General features: G+C 67.5%; 16 protein-coding genes. 13 read left to right on the top strand and 3 right to left on the bottom strand.

Annotation, left to right across the window (positions count from 1 at the left end; translation table 11 throughout):
• Positions 1 to 67 precede the first annotated feature (67 nt).
• Positions 68 to 5,326, top strand: a complete 5,259-nt coding sequence (locus AC1DEZ_RS22120) for an alpha-2-macroglobulin family protein (RefSeq protein WP_476780679.1) — start codon at positions 68 to 70, stop codon at positions 5,324 to 5,326.
• Between the two features lie 95 nt (positions 5,327 to 5,421).
• Entirely contained in the window at positions 5,422 to 7,515 is a 2,094-nt protein-coding gene (gene pbpC / locus AC1DEZ_RS22115) for a penicillin-binding protein 1C (RefSeq protein ID WP_476780678.1), read from the top strand.
• Positions 7,516 to 8,046: 531 nt separating this feature from the next.
• Here pbpC and AC1DEZ_RS22110 read toward each other — a convergent pair.
• A complete protein-coding gene (locus AC1DEZ_RS22110) occupies positions 8,047 to 11,133 on the bottom strand; it encodes an efflux RND transporter permease subunit (RefSeq protein ID WP_476780677.1) in 3,087 nt (1,028 codons plus the stop codon).
• A complete protein-coding gene (locus AC1DEZ_RS22105; protein WP_476780676.1) occupies positions 11,133 to 12,212 on the bottom strand; it encodes an efflux RND transporter periplasmic adaptor subunit in 1,080 nt (359 codons plus the stop codon). The genes AC1DEZ_RS22110 and AC1DEZ_RS22105 overlap by 1 nt, the downstream gene beginning before the upstream one ends.
• Before the next feature lie 150 nt (positions 12,213 to 12,362).
• Between AC1DEZ_RS22105 and AC1DEZ_RS22100 the strand changes: the two genes are divergently transcribed.
• The 5 genes from AC1DEZ_RS22100 (at position 12,363) to phnE (AC1DEZ_RS22080) (ending at position 16,897) form a co-directional block, all read left to right on the top strand.
• Positions 12,363 to 13,055: a TetR/AcrR family transcriptional regulator gene (locus AC1DEZ_RS22100; protein ID WP_476780675.1), complete on the top strand. Its 693-nt coding sequence runs from the start codon at positions 12,363 to 12,365 to the stop codon at positions 13,053 to 13,055.
• 156 nt (positions 13,056 to 13,211) lie between these two features.
• A complete protein-coding gene (phnC, locus tag AC1DEZ_RS22095) occupies positions 13,212 to 14,030 on the top strand; it encodes a phosphonate ABC transporter ATP-binding protein (RefSeq protein ID WP_441509627.1) in 819 nt (272 codons plus the stop codon).
• 77 nt (positions 14,031 to 14,107) lie between these two features.
• Positions 14,108 to 15,022 (top strand): phosphonate ABC transporter substrate-binding protein, encoded by a 915-nt coding sequence (gene phnD / locus AC1DEZ_RS22090; protein WP_441509628.1) that lies wholly within the window; start codon positions 14,108 to 14,110, stop codon positions 15,020 to 15,022.
• 142 nt (positions 15,023 to 15,164) lie between these two features.
• On the top strand, positions 15,165 to 16,046 hold the full coding sequence (phnE, locus tag AC1DEZ_RS22085; protein ID WP_441509629.1) for a phosphonate ABC transporter, permease protein PhnE: 882 nt from the start codon (positions 15,165 to 15,167) through the stop codon (positions 16,044 to 16,046).
• Positions 16,043 to 16,897, top strand: coding sequence for a phosphonate ABC transporter, permease protein PhnE (gene phnE, locus AC1DEZ_RS22080; protein WP_476780674.1), 855 nt, complete (start codon positions 16,043 to 16,045; stop codon positions 16,895 to 16,897). The genes phnE (AC1DEZ_RS22085) and phnE (AC1DEZ_RS22080) overlap by 4 nt, the downstream gene beginning before the upstream one ends.
• 112 nt (positions 16,898 to 17,009) lie before the next feature.
• On the opposite strand, the gene phnF is transcribed toward phnE (AC1DEZ_RS22080), so the two are convergent.
• The gene (gene phnF / locus AC1DEZ_RS22075) at positions 17,010 to 17,756 is read right to left on the bottom strand and encodes a phosphonate metabolism transcriptional regulator PhnF (RefSeq protein WP_476780673.1); all 747 of its coding nucleotides are present in this window, start codon (positions 17,754 to 17,756) and stop codon (positions 17,010 to 17,012) included.
• 88 nt (positions 17,757 to 17,844) lie between these two features.
• Here phnF and phnG point away from each other — a divergent pair, with 88 nt between their 5' ends.
• From phnG to phnL, 6 genes are all read left to right on the top strand, one after another.
• Positions 17,845 to 18,273: a phosphonate C-P lyase system protein PhnG gene (gene phnG, locus AC1DEZ_RS22070; protein ID WP_476780672.1), complete on the top strand. Its 429-nt coding sequence runs from the start codon at positions 17,845 to 17,847 to the stop codon at positions 18,271 to 18,273.
• Positions 18,273 to 18,875 (top strand): phosphonate C-P lyase system protein PhnH, encoded by a 603-nt coding sequence (gene phnH / locus AC1DEZ_RS22065; protein WP_476780671.1) that lies wholly within the window; start codon positions 18,273 to 18,275, stop codon positions 18,873 to 18,875. Before phnG ends, phnH begins: the two co-directional genes overlap by 1 nt.
• A complete protein-coding gene (locus AC1DEZ_RS22060) occupies positions 18,875 to 20,062 on the top strand; it encodes a carbon-phosphorus lyase complex subunit (protein ID WP_476780670.1) in 1,188 nt (395 codons plus the stop codon). Before phnH ends, AC1DEZ_RS22060 begins: the two co-directional genes overlap by 1 nt.
• Positions 20,059 to 20,982 carry an alpha-D-ribose 1-methylphosphonate 5-phosphate C-P-lyase PhnJ gene (locus AC1DEZ_RS22055; RefSeq protein WP_476780669.1) on the top strand — a complete coding sequence of 308 codons (924 nt, stop codon included), beginning with the start codon at positions 20,059 to 20,061 and terminating at the stop codon, positions 20,980 to 20,982. The genes AC1DEZ_RS22060 and AC1DEZ_RS22055 overlap by 4 nt, the downstream gene beginning before the upstream one ends.
• On the top strand, positions 20,979 to 21,785 hold the full coding sequence (gene phnK / locus AC1DEZ_RS22050; protein ID WP_476780668.1) for a phosphonate C-P lyase system protein PhnK: 807 nt from the start codon (positions 20,979 to 20,981) through the stop codon (positions 21,783 to 21,785). Before AC1DEZ_RS22055 ends, phnK begins: the two co-directional genes overlap by 4 nt.
• A gap of 194 nt (positions 21,786 to 21,979) precedes the next feature.
• Positions 21,980 to 22,675, top strand: a complete 696-nt coding sequence (phnL, locus tag AC1DEZ_RS22045; RefSeq protein WP_476780667.1) for a phosphonate C-P lyase system protein PhnL — start codon at positions 21,980 to 21,982, stop codon at positions 22,673 to 22,675.
• Positions 22,676 to 22,677 lie beyond the last annotated feature (2 nt).

Raw genomic sequence — 22,677 nt, 5'->3', positions numbered from 1 at the left:
CACGCCGTCATCGGCCTGAAGCCTTTGCCGCTGATCCTGGCGGACCGGCCGACGAAGAGGAACGACGATGACCCTGCTTTCCCGTCTCGCGCTCGCCCTCTGCCTGACCTTCTCGGCCGCACCCGCCTTCGCCCAGAAGGCCTATGTCCGCAACGACCTGCTCTCCGACGGCCAGCGGCTGGAGGAGCGGCTGAAGCGCGAGGTCTCGGCCGGGAACCGCTCCGCCACTGACGCCGTCCGCGCCGGCGAGATCGCGCTCGCCCGCGGCGATGCCCGCTCCGCCCTGCCCCAGGCCAATGCCGCGATCGTCGCGGATTCCGGCAGTTCCGCCGGCTGGCGCCTGATGGCGCGCGCCGCCAACGCCATCGAACCGCGCGACTATCGCGAGCGCTGGGAGCTGCGCGAGCGCGCCATCGCCGCTGCCTATCTCGCCTACAGCCGAGCGACCACCCGCAGCGACGAGGCGGCGTCGCTCGGCGTGCTCGCACAGACCTTCGAGAAGAACGAGCTCTGGCGCCCGGCGCTGACCACCTATCGCCTCAGCCTCGACCTTGCCGCCAACCCTGCGCTGCAGAGTTCCTATGAGAGCCTGCGCGAGAAGCGCGGTTTCCGCCTGATCTCAAACAAGACCGATTCCGACGCCGCCTCCCCGCGCGCCTGCTTCGAGTTCTCGGAAGCGCTGGCACGCGGACGCGTCGACTTCGCGCCCTATGTCGCCATCTCCGGCGGAAAAGGCGATTTCGCCGTCAGCGCCGAGGATCGCCAGATCTGCGTCGACGGCCTCAAGCATGGCGAGCGCTATGGCGTCGTCATCCGCCAGGGCGTGCCCTCGGCCATTCCCGACGAGACCCTTTTGAAATCGGCCGATTACGAGATCTATGTCCGTGACCGTACCCCCTCGGTGCGCTTCACCGGCAAGAACTACGTGCTGCCGCGCACCGGCCAGCAGGGCATCCCGGTCGTCTCGGTCAATTCAGGCAAGCTCGACCTCGAGGTCATGCGGATCGGCGACCGCAACCTGATCAACTCCGTCCATTCCGACGACTTCCTCGGTCAGCTCGGCTCATGGTCGGGAAAGCAGATCTCGGGCGATAAGGGCCAGAGCGTCTGGACCGGCACGATGGACGTGAAGTCCGAATTGAACCAGGACGTGATCACCGCCTTCCCTGTCACGGAAGCTGTCGGCAGTCTCAAGCCCGGCGTCTATGTGATGTTCGCCAAGCCTTCGGGCGGGCCGGCCTCCGCGCCCGTCAGTGACGATAGCGATTCCTATGACGACGGCTCGACCCGCGCGACGCAATGGTTCGTCGTCTCCGATCTCGGCCTGACCTCCTTCACCGGCCCGGACGGCGTGCATGTGCTGGCACGCTCGCTCGCCGATGCGAAGCCCGTGGCCAATGCGGAACTTCGCCTCATCGCGCGCAACAACGAGGTGCTCGGCACGGCGAAGACCGACGCGAACGGCTATGCCCGCTTCGATGCAGGGCTTGCCAAGGGCCAGGGCGGCAATGCGCCCGGCCTCGTCACCGCCTCGCTCGCCGAGGATTACGGCTTCCTCGACCTGAAGCAGACCGCCTTCGACCTCTCCGATCGCGGGGTGAAGGGGCGCGTCGCGCCTGCCGGCCTCGACGCCTATCTCTACACGGAGCGCGGCGTCTACCGTTCGGGCGAGACGGTCTATCTCACCTCCCTGCTGCGCGACGCCAAGGGCGCCGCCGTCACGGGTCTGCCGCTGACCATCGTCGTCAAGCGTCCTGATGGCGTCGAGTATCGCCGCCGTCAGGTGGAGGATCAGGGTGCCGGCGGCCGTGCCCATTCGATCCAGCTCGTCTCCGGCGCCGCGACCGGCACCTGGCGGGTCCTCGCCTATTCCGATCCGAAGGGGCAGGCGATCGGCGAGACCTCCTTCCTCGTCGAGGACTATGTGCCCGAGCGGCTGGAACTGACGCTAACGCCAAAGGCGCCACTGCTTCAGGCCGGCCAGCCGGCCGAGCTCGACGTCGCCGCCCGCTATCTCTACGGCGCGCCTGGCTCCGAGCTCGAGGTCACCGGCTCGATGACCATCCGTGCCGCGGGCGCCAGCGCCATCCCCGGCTTCAAGGACTATCAGGTCGGCCTCACCGACGAGGCCTTCGAGCCCGTCCAGAGCGAGTTCGAGGAGAGCACCACGACCGACGCCGCCGGCAAGGCGGTGATCACCAACCCGGTCCAGCAGCCCGACACCAACCGCCCGCTCGAGGTCGAGATGACCGTGCGCGTCGGCGAACCCGGCGGGCGCGCCATCGCTCGCTCCGTCACCTTGCCGATCGTGCCGAAGGGCGCCGCCATCGGCGTCAAGAAGCTTTTCAGGGACGGCGACCTCGGCAACGGCCAGACCGCCAATTTCGAAGTGATCATGGCGACCGGCGACGGCAAGCGCATCGCCCGGCCCGGCGTCAAATGGGTGCTGTCGAAGGTGCGCCGCAACTATCAGTGGTTCTTCCAGGACGGCCGCTGGAACTATGAGGGCGTGAAGACCACCCGCCGCGTCGCCGATGGCGAGATCGCGGTGGCGGAAGCCGCGGGCGCAAAGATCGCCGCGCCGGTCGAATGGGGCAATTACCGGCTCGACGTGACCTCTGACGGCGTTGAAGCGGCCGAAAGCTCGGTCTCCTTCAGCGTCGGCTATGAGAGCGACAAGACGGCGGATACGCCGGATGTGCTTGACGTCGCGCTGGACAAGGCCGCTTACGCCGATGGCGAGAGCCTGCAGGTTCGCCTCTCGCCGCGCTTCGCCGGCAAGGCGACGCTCGCGGTGATTACCGACAAGGTCGCGGATATCCGCACCATCGACATCGCCGAGGGCGGCACCAGCGCCTCGATCCCGGTGAAGGCGGAATGGGGCGCCAGCGCCTATCTCGTCGTGCTCGCGCACAGGCCCATGGACGCCGCCGCCAAGCGCCTGCCCGGCCGCGCCATCGGCCTTTCCTGGTTCCAGATCGGCAAGGAGCAGCGCACGCTGGCTGTTGATCTCGGCGCGCCGCAGCTGGTGCGCCCGCTCTCGACGCTGTCGCTGCCGGTCAAGGTCACCGGTATGAAACCGGGCGAGGACGCCTACGTCACACTCGCAGCCGTCGATATCGGTATCCTCAACCTGACCCGCTATGAGAGCCCCGATCCCAGCAAATTCTTCTTCGGCCAGCGCCAGCTCGGCCATGAGCTGCGCGATCTCTACGGCTATCTGATCGACGGCATGCAGGGCACGCGCGGCGCGATCCGCACCGGCGGCGACGGGGCTCCCCAGCTTGAAGGCGAGAAGCCGACGCAGGAGCCGCTCGCGCGTTACTCCGGCGTGGTCAAGGTCGGGCCGGACGGCACGGCGAAGATCGATTTCGACATGCCGGCCTTCAACGGCTCGGTGCGCGTCATGGGCGTCGCCTGGTCGGCCGGGCGCACCGGCCAGGCCAGCGCCGATGTGATCGTGCGCGACCAGATCGTCGCGCAGGCGACGCTGCCGCGTTTCCTCGCCATCGGCGACCAGTCGCGCTTCCATCTCCAGGTCGACAATGTCGAGGGGCCGGCCGGCGCCTATACCGTCGATCTCGACGTGAAGGGCCCGGTGCTCGTCGCGGCCGACGCCACCCGCCGCACCATGCAGCTTGGCGCCGGCGCCAAGACTCAGATGACGATCCCCGTCACCGCCGCCGGACTCGGCCGCGCCGAGTTCGACGTGCGCGTTTCCGGACCGAACGGTATCGGCACGGTGCAGAACCTCGCGGTCCGGGTGCAGCCCTCGACTGCTACGATCGCACGCCGGATCGTCCGGGCCATCCCCGGCAATGGCGGAGCGATCACCGTCTCCGCCGATCTGCTGGCCGATCTCGTGCCGAATTCGGGACAGGTCTCGGTGAGCGTCTCGCCCTTCGGCTCGCTCGACGTGCCCGCTCTGCTCAAGGCGCTCGACCGCTACCCCTATGGCTGTACCGAGCAGACCGTCTCGCGCGCGCTGCCGCTGCTCGCCGTCAACCAGCTCGCCTCGCTGGAGCAGCTCGCGCTCGACGACAAGGCCGACGAGCGCGTCGTCAACGCGATCGAGCGCGTACTCGCCCGCCAGGGCGGCAACGGCTCCTTCGGTCTCTGGGGCGTCGGCGGCGACGATCTCTGGCTCGATGCCTTCGTCACCGACTTCCTGACGCGGGCCCGCGAGAAGCAGTTCGCCGTGCCGCAGATCGCCTTCAACCTCGCGCTCGACCGCCTGCGCAACCAGGTCGTCAACACCAGCGAGATCAACAAGGAAGAGGCTGCCGGTATCGCCTATGCGCTCTATGTGCTCGCCCGCAACGGCCGGCCGGTGATGGGCGATCTGCGCTACCTCGCAGACAACAAGCTCGGCGATTTCGCGACGCCACTCGCCCGCGCCCAGATCGGCGCTGCGCTCTCCGCACTGGGTGATCGTGGCCGCGGCCGCGCCGCGTTCGGCAGCGCGCTCGGGCTGCTGCAGCAGGCTGGTGATGACGGCCTGTCGCGGCCCGATTACGGCTCCCGCCTGCGCGACGGCGCCGGCGTGCTCGCCCTGATCGCCGAATCCAACGGCGAGCGCGCCGATATCAGCCGCGCCGTCTCGATCCTCGACGCCACCCGCAACAGCGCCCGCTACAGCTACACGTCGACACAGGAGCAGATGTGGATGGTGCTGGCGGCGCAGGCCATGGCCAAGGACGCCGAGGGCATGACGCTGACGGTCGACGGCACCGCTCGGAAGGGCGCCCTCTACCGCACGATTCCCGCCGAAGCACTGGAGGGGAAGCCCCTGACCATCGCCAATCCCGGCGCGGCCAGTGCGCAGGCGGTCATCACCGTGGCGGGCATCCCGACCGCGCCGGAGCCGGCCCTGAACCAGGGCTTCGGGCTGGAGCGCGTGATCTACACGATGAAGGGCGAGCGCGCCGATCCCGCCCGCCTGCGCCAGAACGAGCGCTATGTGGTGGCGCTGACCGTCTCGGAAGGCGCGCCGCGCTATGGCCGTTTGCTGCTGGTCGATCCGGTCCCAGCGGGCCTTGAGATCGAGAACGCCAACCTGACGGAGGGCGCCTCGGTCGCTGGGCTGGATTGGCTGAAGCAGGAGGTCTCGCCGGTGCATACCGAATCGCGCGACGACCGCTTCGTCGCCGCCTTCGAGCGCTCGGGCGCGAAGAGCGACAAGCTCGCCTACACCGTCGCCTATATCGCGCGGGCGGTCTCGCCCGGCCGCTACGTCTCCCCCGCCGCCGTGATCGAGGACATGTACCGGCCGGATCGCTTCGGCCGTACCGGCTTCGGGACGGTGGAGATCACGGCGGTGCGGTGATGATCGGCCCCGGACCAGAACACCCGTCATTCTCGGGCGCAGCGCAGCGCAGACCCGAGAATCTCGATCAGGAGATGCTCGGGTCAAGCCCGAGCATGACGCCGTGCCCTGGCCGCTTCCGCAAACTGAGGATCGCTGCCGGTGTTCTTGCCGTCGCGATAATCGCGGCAGCCACCGCCCTCACCCTCTACGCCCGCTCGCTCCCCCCGCTCGACCTCTCCGCCGCGGCCGACCGCTCGACTGTGGTACTCGACCGCGAGGGCAAGCTGCTGCGCCCCTTCCTCACCGCGGACGGGCGCTGGAAGCTGCCGGTCACCAACGGCGATGTCGACCCCCGCTACCTCGCCATGCTCAAGGCCTTCGAGGACAGGCGCTTCGACAACCACCACGGCATCGACCCGCTGGGCATGCTGCGCGCCGCCAGCCAGATGCTGGTGAATGGCCGCGTCGTCTCCGGCGGCTCGACTCTCACCATGCAGGTCGCCCGCCTGCTGGAGCCGCGCGAGGAGCGCACGCTCGCCGCCAAGCTCCGGCAGGCAGTACGCGCTGTCGAACTGGAGCGGCGCTTCGACAAGGCCGGCATTCTCGACCTCTATCTCACGCTCGCCCCCTTCGGCGGCAATCTCGAAGGCGTGCGCGCCGCGAGCTTTGCCTATTTCGGCAAGGAGCCGAAGCGGCTCTCGGCCGCCGAAGCCGCCCTGCTCGTCGCGCTCCCGCAATCGCCCGAGACGCGCCGGCCGGACCGCTTCGTCGAGGCCGCCCGCAAGGCGCGCGAGCGCGTGCTGGAGCGGGTCGAGCAGGCCGGGCTCGCGACACAGGACGAGGTCGCAGCCGCCCGCAACGAACCGATCCCGACCACGCGCCGCCCGTTTCCCAATTTGAGCCCGCATGTTGCCGAGCAGGTCGTTGCGGAAGCACCGACATTGCGGGTCCACAAGCTTGCGCTCGACGCAAGGCTGCAAGCCTCGCTCGAAGGCCTCGCCCGCGAGCGCAGCCTGGGGCTAGCCCCGCAAGTCTCGATCGCGATCCTCGCAGTCGACAACGAGACGGGCGAGGTCCGCGCCTCGGTTGGCGGCGTCGACTACTTCGCGGCCGAACGCGCCGGCTCGCTCGACCTGACACGGGCGCTGCGCTCGCCGGGATCGGCGCTGAAGCCATTCATCTACGCGCTCGCCTTCGACAACGGCATCGCCCATCCCGAGACGATGCTGGAGGACCGGCCGGCGCGCTACGGCATCTATATCCCCGAAAATTTCGATATGACCTTCCAGGGCATGGTCAGCGCCCGCAAGGCGTTGCAGCTCTCGCTCAACGTGCCGGCCGTCGAACTGCTCTCGGCGCTGGGCCCGCAGCGCTTCCTCTCGCGGCTGCGCGATGCCGGCGTCGCCATCGCCATGCCCAGGGACAGCGGCGCACCCGGCCTTGCGGTAGGCCTCGGCGGTCTCGGTATCACCCTGCAGGACCTGACCCGCGCCTATGTCGGCCTCGCCCGCGGCGGGGAGATGCTGCCGCTACGCTTCCGCCAGCAGGCGGCCACGTCAGGCCCCGCCCCGCGCCTCGTCGACCCCGTCGCGGCCTGGTATGTCGCCGATACCTTGCTCGGCGCGCCTCCGCCGCTCAATGCGGTGCCCGGGCGCATCGCCTACAAGACCGGCACCTCCTATGGCTATCGCGACGCCTGGGCCGTCGGCTTCGACCGCAAGCACACGATCGGCGTGTGGGTCGGCCGCGCCGATAATGGCGCTGTGCCCGGATTGGTCGGGCGCACGGTTGCGGCGCCGATCCTGTTCGACGCCTTCGCGCGGCTCGGCATCGATCCACGGCCCTTCCCGCAGCCGGCGGACGCGATCGTCGCCAGCACCGGCCATCTGCCGCCGCCGCTCAGGCATCTCCGGCAGGACGTGCCCAAGACCGTGACGGCAATGACGACGCCGACGCTCAAGCTCGCCTTCCCGCCAGACGGCGCGCGCATCGACCTCTCCGCCGCCGCCCTCGACGGCAAGGGCCAGCTCAACCTCAAGGCCGCAGGCGGGTCGCCGCCCTATACCTGGCTGGTCGACGGATCGCCGGTGACCGAGCCGCAGCGCCGGCGCGAGACGCAGTGGCAGCCGCCCGGCAAAGGCTTCATGCGGATTTCGGTGATCGACGGCACCGGCGCGAGCGAGAGCGTCTCGGTGCGGCTGCAGTAGCGAGCCGGCATCACTGCGGCCCCCGCACCGAAAGCCCCGTACAGGACTAGCCTGCGGGGTTTTCGGGCGAGCGTATCCGAGGGATGCGCGGAGCCTTGCGGCGTTCGCAGTCGACGGCTGCGTGCCGATGTCGAGTCGATGTCGATGGGTGTCGAACAGCGACGACCTCGCGCTGCCCGGCTCCGCGCACGGGTATCTGGGGGTCCGCCTCGCTTCGACGCCGGGCGAGGGCGCGGGCCTGCCTGTTTCGGCCCGTGCGAAGTCGGCACCTCCACGCCTGACAGGCCCGCAACGGCCCGGGGCGTGAAGCCCGCAATCCCCTCCGGCCCACGATGCCTCGCGAAGCCCCTCGGTCGGATGGAACGCGCGCAGCATAGGCATGGGTTGGAGGGGCGGGGATAAGTCAGGCGGCAGACGCCGTCATGCTCGGGCTCAACCCGAGCATCTCATGCCGAAAGAGACTCCTGCGCCGTCCCGTCGGAGATTCTCGGGTCTCCGCTACGCTTCGCCCGAGAATGACGCCGGAGCGTTCTACTCCGCCGGATGCAGCTGCGCCCCGTGCGCCTCTTCATCCGCGCCGTGGCGCGAGCCATGGACCTTGCGGGCGAGATAGCTATAGGCGACCGGCACCACATAGAGCGTCAGCAGCGTGCCGAAGGTCATGCCGCCGACGATGACCCAGCCGATCTGCGAGCGGCTTTCCGCTCCGGCGCCATGGGCGATGGCGAGCGGCACGGCGCCGAGCACCATCGCGCCCGTGGTCATCAGGATCGGGCGCAGGCGCAGCTCCGCCGCCTCGACGAGGGCGTCGATCATCTCCTTGCCCTCCTCGCGCAGCTGGTTGGTGAACTCCAGGATCAGGATGCCGTGCTTGGTGATCAGGCCGACGAGCGTGATCAGGCCGATCTGGCTGTACACATTCATCGTCCCGCCCGTGTAGTAGAGCGCTGCGAGCGCGCCGGTGAGCGAGAGCGGCACCGAGACCATGATCACCACGGGATCGACGAAGCTCTCGAACTGCGCCGCCAGCACCAGATAGATGAAGCCGAGCGCCAGCAGGAAGACGAGGAAGATGCTCGCGCCCGACTGCTTGAACTCGCGGCTCTGGCCGGAATAGTCGACCTGGACGGAGGATGGCAGCACGCGTGCGGTCGCGTCCTCCAGCACCTTGAGCGCATCGCCGAGCGAATAGCCGGGCGCAGGCAGCGCCGTGATCGTGGCCGAGCGCAGCTGATTGAAGCGGACCAGCTCCTTGGGCGCGACGGTCTCCTCGATCCTGACCAGGCTCGACAACTGCACGACTGCGCCGCTGCGGCCCATCAGATAGATCGATTGCAGCGCCTGCGGCGTGTTGCGCTCGGAGCCCGCGACCTGCAGCATCACGTCGTACTGCTTGCTGTTCATGTTGAAACGCGTGACCTGTCGCCCGCCGAGCAGCGTCTCCATGGTGCGGCCGATGACATCGACGCCGACGCCGAGGTCGGCGGCGCGCTGCCGGTCGATCGTGACCCGGATCTGCGGCTTGTCGAGAATGAGGTTCGTCTCGACGTTCGAGAGCGCCGGAGAGTCTGCGACCTCCCGCATCAGCTGGTCGACATAGCTCTTGAGCTGGGCGTAGCTCTCCGAGGAGCGCAGCACGAACTCAACAGGCTTGCTGTTGGCGTTGCCCTGGCCGAGCGAGGGCGGGTTGTTGGCGAAGAGGCGGATGCCGGGGATCTGCCCGAGCTCGCGGGTGATGTCGGCGACCAGATCCTGCTGCTTGCGCTCGCGCTCCTCCCAGGGCTTGAGCCGGGCAATGGCGATGGCGCGGGTCACGTCGGGAAAGCCGACGATGACGAGATAGGTATCCACCTCCTGGAGCTTGCTGAAATATTCCTCGACCCGGCGGGCATAGCTCGCCGTGAAGGACATGGTCGCCCCTTCCGGCGCAACGCCGATCACGTTGATCGTGCCACGATCTTCGACCGGCGCCAGCTCCGAGCGCAGATGGGTGAAGAAGTAATAGCCGCCGCCGGCGACGCCAACCGCCAGCAGGACGATGAGCGGACGCACGGTGAGCGCAGCGCGCAGCGAGGCCCTGTAGCCCCGCGACAGCCCCTCGAAGCCACGCTCCAGCACATTGTACAGCCAGCTATGCTTGTCGTGGTGACGCAGGAGCTTGGCGCACATCATCGGCGTCAGCGTCAGCGCGACGAAGCCGGAGACCAGCACCGCGCCGGCGAGCGTGAGCGCGAACTCGATGAAGAGCTTGCCGGTGCGGCCGGTCGAGAACGCCATCGGCGCATAGACCGCCACCAGCGTCAGCGTCATCGCTACCACGGCGAAGGCGATCTCGTTGATGCCGCGGATCGCCGCCTTGTTCGGCTCCATGCCGTCCTCGATATGGCGGTGGACGTTCTCCAGCACCACGATGGCGTCGTCGACGACGAGGCCGATGGCGAGCACCATCGAGAGCAGCGTCAGCGTGTTGACGGTGAAGCCGAACGCATACATCAGCGCGAAGGAGCCGATCAGCGAGACCGGGATCGTCACCAGCGGAATCAGCGTCGCCCTGAGCGAGCGCAGGAAGACGAAGATGATGAGAACGACGAGGACGATCGCCTCGATGATCGTCTGGAACACCGCCTTGATCGAGCGGTCGATGAAGATCGAGCTGTCGTAGGAGACCGCGATAGACATGCCGTCGGGCAGATCCTCGATGATGCCGGGCAGCGCCGCGCGCACGCCGGACGAGACGTCGAGCGGGTTCGCGGTCGCCTGCTTGACGATGCCGACGGTCACCGAGGGCGAGCCCTTGAACCAGGCCGCGTTGCGCTCTTCGAGCGCGCCGAGCTCGACGCGCGCCAGATCCTTCAGCTTGATCGGGAAGCCGGCGGCATCCTTCACCACGATCTCGCGGAACTGCTCCGGCGTGACCAGGCCGGTCTGCGACAGCACGGTGAACTCGCGGTCGCTGCTCTCGATCCGGCCCGATGGAATCTCGATGTTCTGGGCGCGAACCGCCGCCTCGATCTGCTGGACGGTAACGTCATAGGCGGAGAGGCGCGAGCGATCGAGCCAGATGCGCATCGCATATTGGCGCTGGCCGAGAATGCGGACCTCGGCGACGCCGGTGATGTTCTGGACGCGCTCTGCGATGAAGCGATCGGCAAAGTCGGTCAGCTCGAGCGGGCTGTGCCGCGTGCTGGTCAGCGACAGGTAGAGGACCGGCTGCGAATCCGCCTCGACCTTGGCGATGATCGGTTCGTCGATCTCTTCCGGCATGCGCCCGCGCACGCGGCTGACGCGGTCGCGCACGTCGGAGGCCGCAACGTCGGGATCGATGTCGGGGCGGAAGCGCACCGAAATCTGGCTGCGCTCCTGGCGGCTGGCCGAGGAGATGATCTCGATGCCCTCGATGCCGGCGATCGAGTTCTCCAGGATCTGCGTGACCTGGGTCTCGATGATCTCGGCCGAGGCGCCGCGATAGATCGTCTGCACCGAGACGATCGGCTCGTCGATGTTCGGGTATTCGCGGACGGTGAGGCGGCCATAGCAGACGATGCCGATCAGCATCACCAGCAGGCTCAGAACCGTCGAAAGGACGGGCCTGCGGACGAAGAGCTCGAACAGGCTCATCAGAGCTGGCTCGTCTGGACGGGCTTTTCCTTGACGGAGATGGTGCTGCCGTCACGCAGCCGCATCTGACCGGCGGTGATGATCTGCATGCCGGGCTTCAGCCCGCCGACCACCTCGACCTTGCCGGGCAGGCGCTTGCCGAGCTCGACCGCGACGCGGCGCGCCTTGCCGTTCTCGGCGACGTAGATCATCTTGCCGACGCCATCAGGCACCACCGCCATCTCGGGGATGACCATGGCGTTCTCGCGCTGGTCGACCGTGATCGACAGCCGGGCGAACAGGCCGGGCTTCAGGGCGAGATCGCCGTTCGGAACGTTGGCGCGCAGACGGATCGCGCGGCCGTTGACGTCGACGACCGGGTCGATCGCGAAGATCTGGCCCGTGAAAGTCCGGTCCGGAACGGCATCGACGCGCACCTGGACGGGCTGGCCGACCTTGACGCGGCTCAGATAAATCTCCGGCACCCGGAAATCGACCTTGATCGGGTCGATGCTGGTCAGCACGATCAGCGGCTTGCCGACGGAGACATAATCGCCGATGCCGACCGAGCGCAGACCGACGACGCCGCTGAACGGCGCGACGATGGTCGATTGCGCGAGCTTGGCCTTGGCAAGCTGGACGCGCGCCTCGCTGGACGCGAGCCGCGCCGTCGACTCGTCGAGCGCGACCTGCGTGCCCGAGCCGCGCTGCACCAGCGCCCTCAGCCGCTCGTTGGTGTCGCGCGCCAGCCCGAGATCGGCCAGCGCCTGCTTCAGCTCGGCATCGAGGATGGCGGTATCGAGCTTGACCAGATCCTGACCGGCCTTGACCCGCTCGCCCTCCTTGAAGCCGAGAGCGACGACGCGGCCGGCGATTTCGGAAGCGATGATCACGGATTCATCCGCGGCGAGCGTGCCGAGCGCCTCGACCTCCTCGTTGACGGTCATCGTCTCGACGGAAGCCACCTCCACCGGCACGGCTCGCGGCCCGGAAACGGCGCTGGCCTGGGCCTGCTGCGTGCCGGCGCGCTGGTTGCGGTAGGCGTAATAGCCGCCGCCCGCGAGCGCCGCGACCACGACGAGGAGAACAAACCGCTTCATAAGACTGGACGCTCCAATACCGCGCGACTATCTTAGACTGGACAGTCTAGTTTGATAAGAGGCCAAGTGTGCGGGAGCATGGCTGACACCCCCCTCCGTCGACACCGGGCAACCCCTCTCACCGAACCGGCAGGCGGCGAGGCAAGACCCGTGCCGAAACCCCTCCGGCGAAACGGCGCCAAGACACGCCTGCTCGATTCCGACCAGACCGAAACGAACCCGGCCAAATCCCTTTCCGCCGAACGCGCGCGCCCCGACAAGCACGACGCCATCACCCGCGCAGCCGCCGAAACCTTCCTTGCGGAGGGGTTCGAGCGCGCGAGCCTCGACCAGATCGCCCATCGGGCCGGTGTTTCGAAACAGACGATCTACAGCCATTTCGCCGATAAGGAGGCGCTGTTCAAGGCGATTTGTGCCGGCCTCACGGAAACGTTGACTCTGCCGCTCGAGCAGGCGTCGCCCGCCGCCGATCTGCGCAGCGCCCTGACGCAGCTGGGCGAGGACATGCTCAAGCTCATGCTGCGTCCGGCCTCCCTCGATCTGCACCGGCTGGTGGTCAGCGCCTCGCCACGCTTTCCCGAGCTCGGCCGCGCTGCCTATGAGGCCGGCGCCAAGAGAATGAGCGCCGCCATCGTGACGCTGCTCATCGAACGGTCACGCGTCGGCCACGGCGTTGCCCGCCCGCTCGGCCTTGCCGAAGCCGATCTCCTCGCCGAACAGTTCGTCGGCATGCTGCGCGGCCTGCACCAACTGCGCGGCCTTCTCGGGGTGAAGCCGATGCCGGCCACCCAGCGGAAAGCCTATGTTCGCGCCTGCGTCGACGCGCTGCTGAACGCGCTCTGACGAGGCCATCCAAGGTCACCGGATCGCGCTTTCGGCCACTGTCACGCCGCTGTCATCAGCCGCCGCTAGCTCTCGTCGCCATGGAGATGAGTTGCCCCACGGTCAGGGCCGGACGGGGCTGCGCTCATGCCCGCATCGTGCGCGAGAACCCATCACATGCTGCGTATCGAAGGTCTGACCAAGCGCTTTGGCGACAAGAATGCTGTCGACAATGTCTCGCTGTCGATCCCCAAGGGTGAGATGGTCGGCGTGATCGGCAGGTCCGGAGCCGGCAAATCAACTCTGCTGCGCATGCTCAACCGGCTGGCGGAGCCGACATCCGGCCGGATCGCCTGCGAGGAGCAGGAGGTCACCGCGCTGAAGGGGGCTTCGCTGCGGCGCTGGCGCCGCGACACGGCGATGATCTTCCAGCAGTTCAACCTCGTCGGCCGCCTGGACGTGCTGACCAACGTGCTGCTCGGGCGCCTGAACCACCGCTCCGCCGCCCTGACGCTGGTCAAGAGCTTCTCCCAAGACGACAAGATCCGCGCCATTGCGGCGCTCGAACGTCTCGATATGGGGCATCTGCTGGCACAACGCGCCGAGACCCTGTCCGGGGGCCAGCAGCAGCGCGTCGCCATCGCCCGCGCCCTGGTCCAGGAGCCGCGCATCATCCTCGCCGACGAGCCGATCGCCTCGCTCGATCCCCGTAACACGCAAGTCGTCATGGACGCGCTGTTCCGCATCAACCGCGAGGACGGCATCACCGTGATGTGCAACCTGCACGACCTCGATATCGCGGCAAAGTATTGCGACCGGCTGATCGGCATGGCGGCCGGCAAGGTCGTGTTCGACGACGTGCCGCAGGCGCTGACGCGCGAGGTCGCAGCCGAACTCTACGGCATCGAAGCCAAGGATGCCGGCGCCGAGGCGCTGGACGCGCTCGATGCCATCGCCGCCTCCGAGGCGAAGCGCGCCCGCCAGAAGATCGCCTGACAAGCGAAGGATCGCCGGCGCGGCCAAAGGCCGTCGCCGCGAAAAGAGCATCCCGACAGCAACCAGGAGCAGACCCAATGCTGACCCGTCGTCATACCCTCAAGCTCGCCGTCGCCGGCCTCGCCGCCACCGCTGCCCCGGCCTTTGCCCAGGACTGGAAGGCGAAGTATCCGGAGCTCGTCTTCGCGATCATCCCGGCCGAGAACGCCTCGGGCGTGGTCGAGCGCTACACCCCCTTCGTGAACTATCTCGCCAAGGAACTCGGCACCAAGGTGACGCTGCGCATCGCCAATGACTACGCCGCGATCATCGAGGGCCAGCGCGCCGGCAACATCCATATCGGCATGTACGGCCCGGCCTCCTTCGCCCGCGCCCGCATGACCGGCGCCAAGGTCGACGCCTTCGCGATCGAGACCAACCTCGACGGCACGAAGGGCTACCACTCCGTCTTCTACGTGAAGAAGGACTCGCCCTATCAGAAGGTCGAAGACCTCAAGGGCAAGAATCTCGGCCTCGTCGATCCGAACTCCACCTCGGGCAACAACGTGCCGCGCTTCGTCCTCAACCAGATGAAGATCGAGCCGGAAACCTTCTTCTCCAAGGTCGTCTACACCGGCAGCCACGAGAACGCGGTCATCGCCCTGCAGCAGGGCACCGTCGACATCGCCGCCAACTGGTGGAACGACGAGCAGGAGTCGAACCTGCAGCGCATGGCCCGCAAGAACATGGTCAAGGCCGACGACTTCCGGATCATCTACAAGTCCGAGCAGATCGTGAACTCGCCGATGGCCTATCTCACCGACCTGCCTGATGACCTCAAGGCCAAGATCCGCGACGCGGTGCTGAACCTCGCCACCAAGGACAAGGCCGCCTTCGACAAGATCTATGAAGGCAAGCAGGGCCCGCTCGTCGCCGTCGACAACAAGGCTTACGACCCGATCATCGAGCTCAACAAGTTCGTCGACGACCTCCGCAAGAAGAAGTCGTCGTAATCATCAGCACGTCATGCCCGGGCTTGACCCGGGCATCTCCCGACAGAGATTCCCGGGTCTGCGCTTCGCTTCGCCCGGGAATGACGCCCTTGTCCGGGATCGGCACCAGCCGGTCCCGAGACGGAGTGGAAGCGCCCCCGCCATGACCCTCGCGATCGACCGCAACGACCCGGCCATCCTGGCCCATGCCGAGACATATCGGCAGGCGGCCGTGGCCAAGCGCCGCCAGGCGCTCATCGGCGCCGCCGTCTTCATCGTCTGCGTCCTGCTGGCCGCGCGCGGCTCGGAGGTCGATCTCGCCAAGTTCTTCGCGAACATCCACCGCTTCCCGAAATACATCTACGAGACACTGCCGACGCTGCGCCTCGCCAGCCTCGGCTCAGACCTTGCGGAATGGTATTGGGGCCTCAAGAACTGGCTGAAGCTGCTCTGGCAGACCATTCTGATCGCCTATGTCGGCACCGTGCTCGGCGCCGTCGGCGCGTTCCTGTTCTGCTTCGCCGCCGCCGCCAATCTCGGCCGGTCCGCATGGCTGCGCTTCACTGTCCGCCGCTTTCTCGAATTCTGCCGCACCGTTCCGGAAATCGTCTTCGCGCTGATCTTCGTCATCGCCTTTGGTCTCGGCCCGTTGCCGGGCGTGCTTGCCATCGCCATCCATACCATGGGCGCTCTCGGCAAGCTGTTCTCAGAGGTGGTCGAGAACATCGACCTGAAGCCGGTCGACGGCGTCACCGCCTCCGGCGGCAGCTGGTGGCAGATCGTGCGCTTCGCCGTCGTGCCGCAGGTGCTCTCCAATTTCGCCAGCTATGCGCTGCTCCGCTTCGAGATCAATGTCCGCGGCGCCTCGATCATGGGCTTCGTCGGCGCCGGCGGCATCGGCCAGGACCTGATCGAGGCCATCCGCAAATTCTACTTCACCGATGTCAGCGCCATCCTGCTGCTGATCATCGTCACGGTGATGCTGATCGACTACGGCACCGAGCGCCTGCGCCACGCCCTCCTCAGCCTGGAGCACGGTCGATGAGCCTCGCCTTCACCCCGGCCGAGCGTGCCGACATCGTCAACCGCCACCAGGCCGCGATCCGCGGCTCGCTCAAGACGAAGCTCGCCACCATCGGCACCATCACCGTGCTGCTCGGCCTCTTCCTTTACGGGCTGACGACCCTTGAGACCTCGCTCTGGAAGATCCTCGCCGGGCTCGGCAATCTCGGCTCCTTCGTCGGCCTGATGCTGCCTCCCAACCCCGGCTCCTGGGCCCGCGCCCTGATCTTCGTGCAGGCGCTGTTCGAGACGATCGCCATCGCCTTTCTCGGCACCGTTCTGGCGGCGACACTCGCCCTGCCGCTCGGCTTCATCGCGGCGCGCAACGTCGTCGCCAACCGCGTCGTGCATTTCCTGGCCCGCCGCTCGCTCGACACGGTGCGCGGCGTGGACGCGCTGATCTGGGCGCTGATCTGGGTGAACGTCGTGGGCCTCGGCCCCTTCGCCGGCATGCTCGCGATCATGACCAGCGATCTCGGCGCCTTCGGCAAGCTCTATTCGGAAGCGATCGAGGCCGCCGACCGCAAGGCGGTCGAGGGCGTCGCCTCCGTCGGCGGCGGCAAGGCGCATGAGATCCGCTTCGGCCTGCTGCCGCAGGTGCTGCCGGTCATCGCGAGCCAGGTGCTCTATTTCATCGAATCCAACACCCGCTCCTCGACGATCATCGGCATCGTCGGCGCCGGCGGCATCGGCCTCTATCTCGCAGAGACGATCCGCACGCTGGAATGGCAGCAGGTCTCCTTCCTGATCCTGCTCATCCTCGCCGCCGTCTCCGCCATCGACTTCCTCTCCGGCAAGCTGCGCTTCGCCATCATCGGCAAGCGGGCGAACTGACCTCCTGGGCCGTCGTTCTCGGGCGTAGCGAAGCGAAGACCCGGGAAGCTCCCGCGGCAAGAGGCGGCTCTTCGTCCTGAGATGCTCGGGTCACGCCCGAGCATGACACTCCTCAACGATCCCCGAACGGCTCGATCACCATTTCCATGCGTTCGGCAGCGAAGACGCTCGAGACCAGATGCACCGGCGTCAGGTCCGGCAGCGCATCCACCGCCGTCGAAATCATCACGGCAGCCTCGGGCGCGATCTCCAGCAGTTCTGCCTCCCGCTCATCGGCAAGCCGCGCCGTCAACCGTGTCGAGAGGCGCACATAATCCGTGATGCCGTAGACCTTGAAGGCTGCCGTGATAGAACCGGCCGCCTCACGATAGGCCTTGTCGAAATCCGGGAAGCGCTCGACCGAGAGCCAATGCGTGCCCGTGCCCATCGGCACGCCATCGGCGAGGCTTACGCCCCGCACGCACCAGAGCGGCGTCCCGAGCTTCAGGCCCAGCGCCGTGCAGGCCGCCGCCTCGCCGACGACCGTCTCGGCCGACAACATGCGGCTCGTGCCGGTGATGCCGAGCTTGCCCATATTGGTGCGCATGCTGACGCGCCGTCCGATCGGATAAGGCAGGCGCGGCGCTGTCACCTGCGTGCCGCGTCCGCGCGAGACAGTGACCAGCCCCTGCTCGGCCAGATGCCGGAAGGCCTGCCGCACGGTGTGGCGATGCACACCGTAGCGTTCCGCCAGCGCGACCGAGGCCGGCAGCGTGTCGCCGAGCTTGTATTCGCCGCGCCCGATCGCATCAGCCAGTTCATCGGCGATGCGCCGCCAGGCTGTTCCGCCATCCCGTTCCGCGATTGCCGCATCCGTCATCAAAATTTCATCCGAAAAGTATAGACCTTTGCCATCAACTCTTCTAGCATAGTCTAGACATTCGGAACTGACCAGCGAGCCCGCGCCGATGAGCCAGAAAACCGCGAGACAAGGCTGGATGGCGACGCTGGCGCGCGCCTCCCGCATCGAGATCGAGACCCTGTTGGGCGATCCACCCGACCATGAAGTGCTCAAGGCCCCCGAAACCGGAACCGTGATGGTCGAGGGCCGCGCCGGCGGTGCCGGCCGCCGCTTCAATCTGGGCGAGGCCACGGTGACGCGCTGCGTCGTGCGCCTTTCGACCGGACGGATGGGCTTCTCCTATGCGCTCGGCCGCGACGGCCGCAAGGCGCGGCTGGCCGCGTTGCTCGACGCCCGGCTTCAGGACGAGGCCGAAGGCGGCCTGCATGAAGGCGTCGCAGCTCTCGCGGCGCAGCAGGCGGCCGCCCGAGAGCTCGCCTCCCGCAAGGCCGCGGCCACGAAGGTCGATTTCTTCACGCTGGTCAGGGGCTCGTGATGTCATCGCAATCGATGATCGCTCCCGGCTTCTCCGATCCGGTCTTCCAGTCCCAGGCGGCCTTCCGCGCGCTGCTCGCCGCCCTCTCCGAGCCCGGCACGCTGCAGCGTGTCGCAGCCGAGATCGCACCGCCGGAGGGTCTTGCCGCTGCTACGGCGACCGCGCTGCTGTCGCTCGCCGATTACGAGACGCCGGTGTGGCTGCCCGCAGCCCTGCGCGACGGCGCGGCCGGCGCCTGGCTGCGCTTCCACTGCGGTGTCGCGCTGGTCGACGATCCCGCCGAGGCCGCGTTCGCGGTGCTCGACGGCGCGGCAAATGAACCGAAGCTTTCCGCCTTCAATCTCGGCAACGACCAGTTCCCGGATCGCTCGACCACCGTGATCGTGCAGGTCGCAGCGCTGGAGGGCGGCACCGCCTTCACCCTCTCGGGCCCAGGCATTCCCGGCACGCGCACGGTCGCGCCGCAGGGCCTGCGCCCCGGCTTCGTCGAAGAGCTGCGCGAAAACAACGCGCTCTACCCGCTCGGTGTCGATGTCGTGCTCACTCATGGCGACGGCATGACCGGCCTGCCGCGCTCGACGCAAATCGAGGAGGCCCGCTGATGTATGTTGCCGTCAAGGGCGGCGAGGCAGCCATCCTCGCCACGCACGACCTCGTCGCCGAGGCGCGCCGCGGCGACCCCGCCGTTCCGGAAATCAGCGTCGCCCAGATCCGCGAGCAGCAGGCCCTGGCCTGCGCCCGCGTGATGAACGAGGGCTCGCTTTACGATCAGGATCTCGCCGCGCTCGCATTGAAGCAGTCGCAGGGCGACGTCATCGAGGCCGCCTTCCTGATGCGGGCCTATCGCACGACGCTGCCGCGCTTCGGCTCTTCCCAGCCGCTCGATACGGCCGCGATGGCGATCCGCCGCCGCGTGTCGGCGACCTACAAGGATCTGCCGGGCGGGCAGGTGCTCGGCCCGACCTATGACTACACGCATCGGCTGTTCGACTTCGCGCTGATGGATTCTCCCGCAGTCATGGCCGGGCTTGACCCGGCCATCTCGGGACAAGAAAGCACCGGAGCCTCCGTGTCCGGAGATGCTCGGGTCAAGCCCGAGCATGACGGCCTGAAAGCCCCTCTCGACGCGACCATGCCGCGCGTGCCCGACATCCTCGGCGCCGAGGGTTTGATGGAGGCGGAGGAGCCGCCGGAGGGCGATCCGCGCCCCTTCGACCTCACCCGCGATCCCGTCTCCTTCCCGGCCGACCGCGACGTGCGCCTGCAATCCATGGCGCGCGGCGACGAGGGCTTCCTGCTCGGCCTCGGCTATTCCGTGCAGCGCGGCTTTGGCGGCACGCATCCCTTCGTCGGCGAGGTCCGCGTCGGCGAGGTTGCGGTCGAATTCGTGCCGGAGGAACTCGGCTTCGCGGTCGATCTCGGCGACGTCACCCTGACCGAATGCCAGATGGTCAACCAGTTCCAGGGCTCGAAGGAAGTCCCGCCGCAATTCACCCGCGGCTACGGCCTCGTCTTCGGTCATAGCGAGCGGAAGGCGATGTCGATGTCGCTGGTCGACCGGGCCTTGAAGTCCCGCGATTTCGGCGAGGCGACCAACTACCCGGCGCAGCAGGACGAGTTCGTCCTCTACCACGCCGACAATGTCGAAGCGGCCGGCTTCGTCGAGCATCTCAAGCTGCCGCACTATGTCGATTTCCAGGGCGAGCTCGAACTGATCCGCCGCATCCGCCGGGAGCGCGAGGAGCGAATCGCACGCGAGCGGGAAAGCATGCCGGAGGCTGCGGAATGACCCTTCACCAGATTCCGGCGGATGATACGAAGCCGGCTTATAACTACGCTTATCTCGACGAGCAGACCAAGCGGATGATCCGCCGCGCCTTGCTCAAGGCGGTCGCGGTGCCCGGCTATCAGGTGCCGTTCGGCTCGCGCGAGATGCCGCTCGCCCGCGGTTGGGGCACCGGCGGCATCCAGATCACCGCCGCGATCATCGGCCCGGACGATACGCTGAAGGTGATCGATCAGGGCGCCGACGACACCACCAACGCCGTCTCGATCCGCAAGTTCTTCGAACGCACCGCCGATGCCCGCACCTGCGAGGCGACGGAGGAGGCGACGATCATCCAGACCCGCCACCGCATCCCGGAGGCGCCGCTCAAGCCCGGCCAGGTCATGGTCTATCAGGTGCCGATGCCCGAGCCGCTGCGCCGGCTGGAGCCTCGCGAGGCCGAGACCCGCAAGATGCATGCCTGGGCCGAATACGGGCTGATGCAGGTCAAACTCTACGAGGACATCGCCCGCTATGGCGAGATCACCAAGACCTATGACTATCCGGTCATGGTCAACGATCGCTACGTGATGGCGCCCTCGCCGATCCCGAAATTCGACAATCCGAAGATGCACATGTCGCCCGCGCTCCAGCTCTTCGGCGCCGGCCGCGAGAAGCGCATCTACGCGCTGCCGCCCTATACCAGCGTGCGCAGCCTCGATTTCGAGGATCACCCCTTCCGCATCCAGAGCTGGACCCAACCCTGCGGGCTCTGCGGTGCTGCCGACAGCTATCTCGACGAGGTCGTGATCGACGATCGCGGCGGGCGCATGTTCGTCTGTTCCGACAGCCATTACTGCGAGACCCGCCGGGCCGAAGGCCATCGCGGCACCATGCTGGGCGATGCCGCCGCGAGCGGGCTGGTCGAGGAGACGACCCCATGACCCTTCACGTCGCTCCCGCCGAGCTCGATCTCGAACCCGCTCCCCTGCTCTCGGTCGCCAATGTCAGCCGCTTCTATGGCGAGCGCATCGGCTGCGCCGATGTCTCCTTCGATCTCTGGCCGGGCGAGGTGCTCGGCATCGTCGGCGAATCCGGCTCGGGCAAGTCGACGCTGCTGCGCTGCCTTGCCGGCATCGACAAGCCCGACGAGGGCGAGGTGCTGTTTCGCGGCGGGTCTGAACCGCTCGATATCTACTCTGTCTCCGAGCAGGAGCGCCGCCGCCTGATGCGTACGGCCTGGGGCATCGTCCACCAGAACCCGCGCGACGGCCTGCGCATGGACGTCACCGCCGGCGGCAATGTCGGCGAGCGCCTGATGGATCGCGGCGACCGGCATTACGGCCAGATCCGCGAGCGCGCGCTCGACTGGCTGAGCCGCGTCGAGATCGCCGACGCCCGCATCGACGACCGGCCGCGCCAGTTCTCCGGCGGCATGCAGCAGCGCCTGCAGATCGCCCGCGTGCTGGTCTCGGAACCCCGCCTCGTCTTCATGGACGAGCCGACCGGCGGCCTCGACGTCTCCGTGCAGGCCCGCCTGCTCGATCTGCTGCGCGTGCTGGTGCGCGATCTCGGCCTCGCCGCGATCATCGTCACCCATGACCTCGCCGTCGCCCGGCTCCTGACCGACCGGTTGATGGTGATGAAGGACGGCTATGTCGTCGAGCAGGGCCTGACCGATCAGGTGCTGGACGATCCGCATCACGCCTATACGCAGCTTCTCACTTCGGCGGTGCTGAGTGTGTGAGCTGTACCTCTGTCATTCCGGGGCTTCGCGAAGCGAAGAACCCGGAACCCACGACCGGGTGAGACTTGTGCCAATGGCGATCACGGTCGCTCGCCCAGTCGTGGTTTCCGGGTTCGGGCCTGACGGCCCGCCCCGGAATGACAGAAGCCCCCCGTCACATCCTCGTCACCGCGAAGCGGCAAGGCACTGACACCATGACCACGATGATTCAGGTCGAGAACGTCGCCAAGACCTTCACCCTGCACAACCAGGGCGGAGCGCGTTTGCCCGTCTTCGACAACGTCAATTTCCATGTCGAGGCCGGCGAGGCGCTGGTGCTTGCCGGCGCGTCGGGTGCCGGCAAATCGAGCCTGCTGCGCATACTCTATGGCAATTACAAGCCGACGGCGGGCGCGATCCGCATCACCCATGCCGGCCGCCCCGTCGACATCGTCGCCGCCGTGCCGCGCACCGTGCTCGATGTCCGCCGCCGCACGCTCGGCTTCGTCTCGCAATTCCTGCGCGTCATCCCGCGCGTCTCGACGCTCGACATCGTGCGCGACCCGCTGCTGGCGCGCGGCGCTTCGGCGGAGACCGCAACCGCAAAGGCGAAGGCCATGCTCGCCCGCCTCAACCTGCCGGAGCGGCTGTGGAACCTCGCGCCCGCCACCTTCTCGGGCGGCGAGCAGCAGCGCGTCAACATCGCCCGCTCCTTCGTCGATCCCTCCGCGATCATGCTGATCGACGAGCCGACCGCCTCGCTCGACGCCAATAATCGCGACGTCGTAGTAGACCTCATCTCGGAGGCGCGCACCGCCGGCTCCGCCATCGTCGGTATTTTCCACGACGAGGCGGTTCGCGAACGCGTCGCGACGCGCTATCTCGACATCACCGCTTTCCGGAAGGCCTGACG

This window comes from Allobosea sp. 10L422 (assembly GCF_056395345.1).
The sequence above is the reverse complement of the archived record's forward strand: the minus strand, read 5'-3'. Positions and strand labels throughout refer to the sequence as shown.

Bases quoted from the DNA above. Each gene is read 5' to 3' on its own strand.
- AC1DEZ_RS22120 (WP_476780679.1), top strand. From the start codon at position 68: ATGACCCTGCTTTCCCGTCTCGCGCTCGCCCTCTGCCTGACCTTCTCG.
- pbpC (WP_476780678.1), top strand. From the start codon at position 5,422: ATGACGCCGTGCCCTGGCCGCTTCCGCAAACTGAGGATCGCTGCCGGT.
- AC1DEZ_RS22110 (WP_476780677.1), bottom strand. From the start codon at position 11,133: ATGAGCCTGTTCGAGCTCTTCGTCCGCAGGCCCGTCCTTTCGACGGTT.
- AC1DEZ_RS22105 (WP_476780676.1), bottom strand. From the start codon at position 12,212: ATGAAGCGGTTTGTTCTCCTCGTCGTGGTCGCGGCGCTCGCGGGCGGC.
- phnC (WP_441509627.1), top strand. From the start codon at position 13,212: ATGCTGCGTATCGAAGGTCTGACCAAGCGCTTTGGCGACAAGAATGCT.
- phnD (WP_441509628.1), top strand. From the start codon at position 14,108: ATGCTGACCCGTCGTCATACCCTCAAGCTCGCCGTCGCCGGCCTCGCC.
- phnE (WP_441509629.1), top strand. From the start codon at position 15,165: ATGACCCTCGCGATCGACCGCAACGACCCGGCCATCCTGGCCCATGCC.
- phnE (WP_476780674.1), top strand. From the start codon at position 16,043: ATGAGCCTCGCCTTCACCCCGGCCGAGCGTGCCGACATCGTCAACCGC.
- phnF (WP_476780673.1), bottom strand. From the start codon at position 17,756: ATGACGGATGCGGCAATCGCGGAACGGGATGGCGGAACAGCCTGGCGG.
- phnG (WP_476780672.1), top strand. From the start codon at position 17,845: ATGAGCCAGAAAACCGCGAGACAAGGCTGGATGGCGACGCTGGCGCGC.
- phnH (WP_476780671.1), top strand. From the start codon at position 18,273: ATGTCATCGCAATCGATGATCGCTCCCGGCTTCTCCGATCCGGTCTTC.
- AC1DEZ_RS22060 (WP_476780670.1), top strand. From the start codon at position 18,875: ATGTATGTTGCCGTCAAGGGCGGCGAGGCAGCCATCCTCGCCACGCAC.
- AC1DEZ_RS22055 (WP_476780669.1), top strand. From the start codon at position 20,059: ATGACCCTTCACCAGATTCCGGCGGATGATACGAAGCCGGCTTATAAC.
- phnK (WP_476780668.1), top strand. From the start codon at position 20,979: ATGACCCTTCACGTCGCTCCCGCCGAGCTCGATCTCGAACCCGCTCCC.
- phnL (WP_476780667.1), top strand. From the start codon at position 21,980: ATGACCACGATGATTCAGGTCGAGAACGTCGCCAAGACCTTCACCCTG.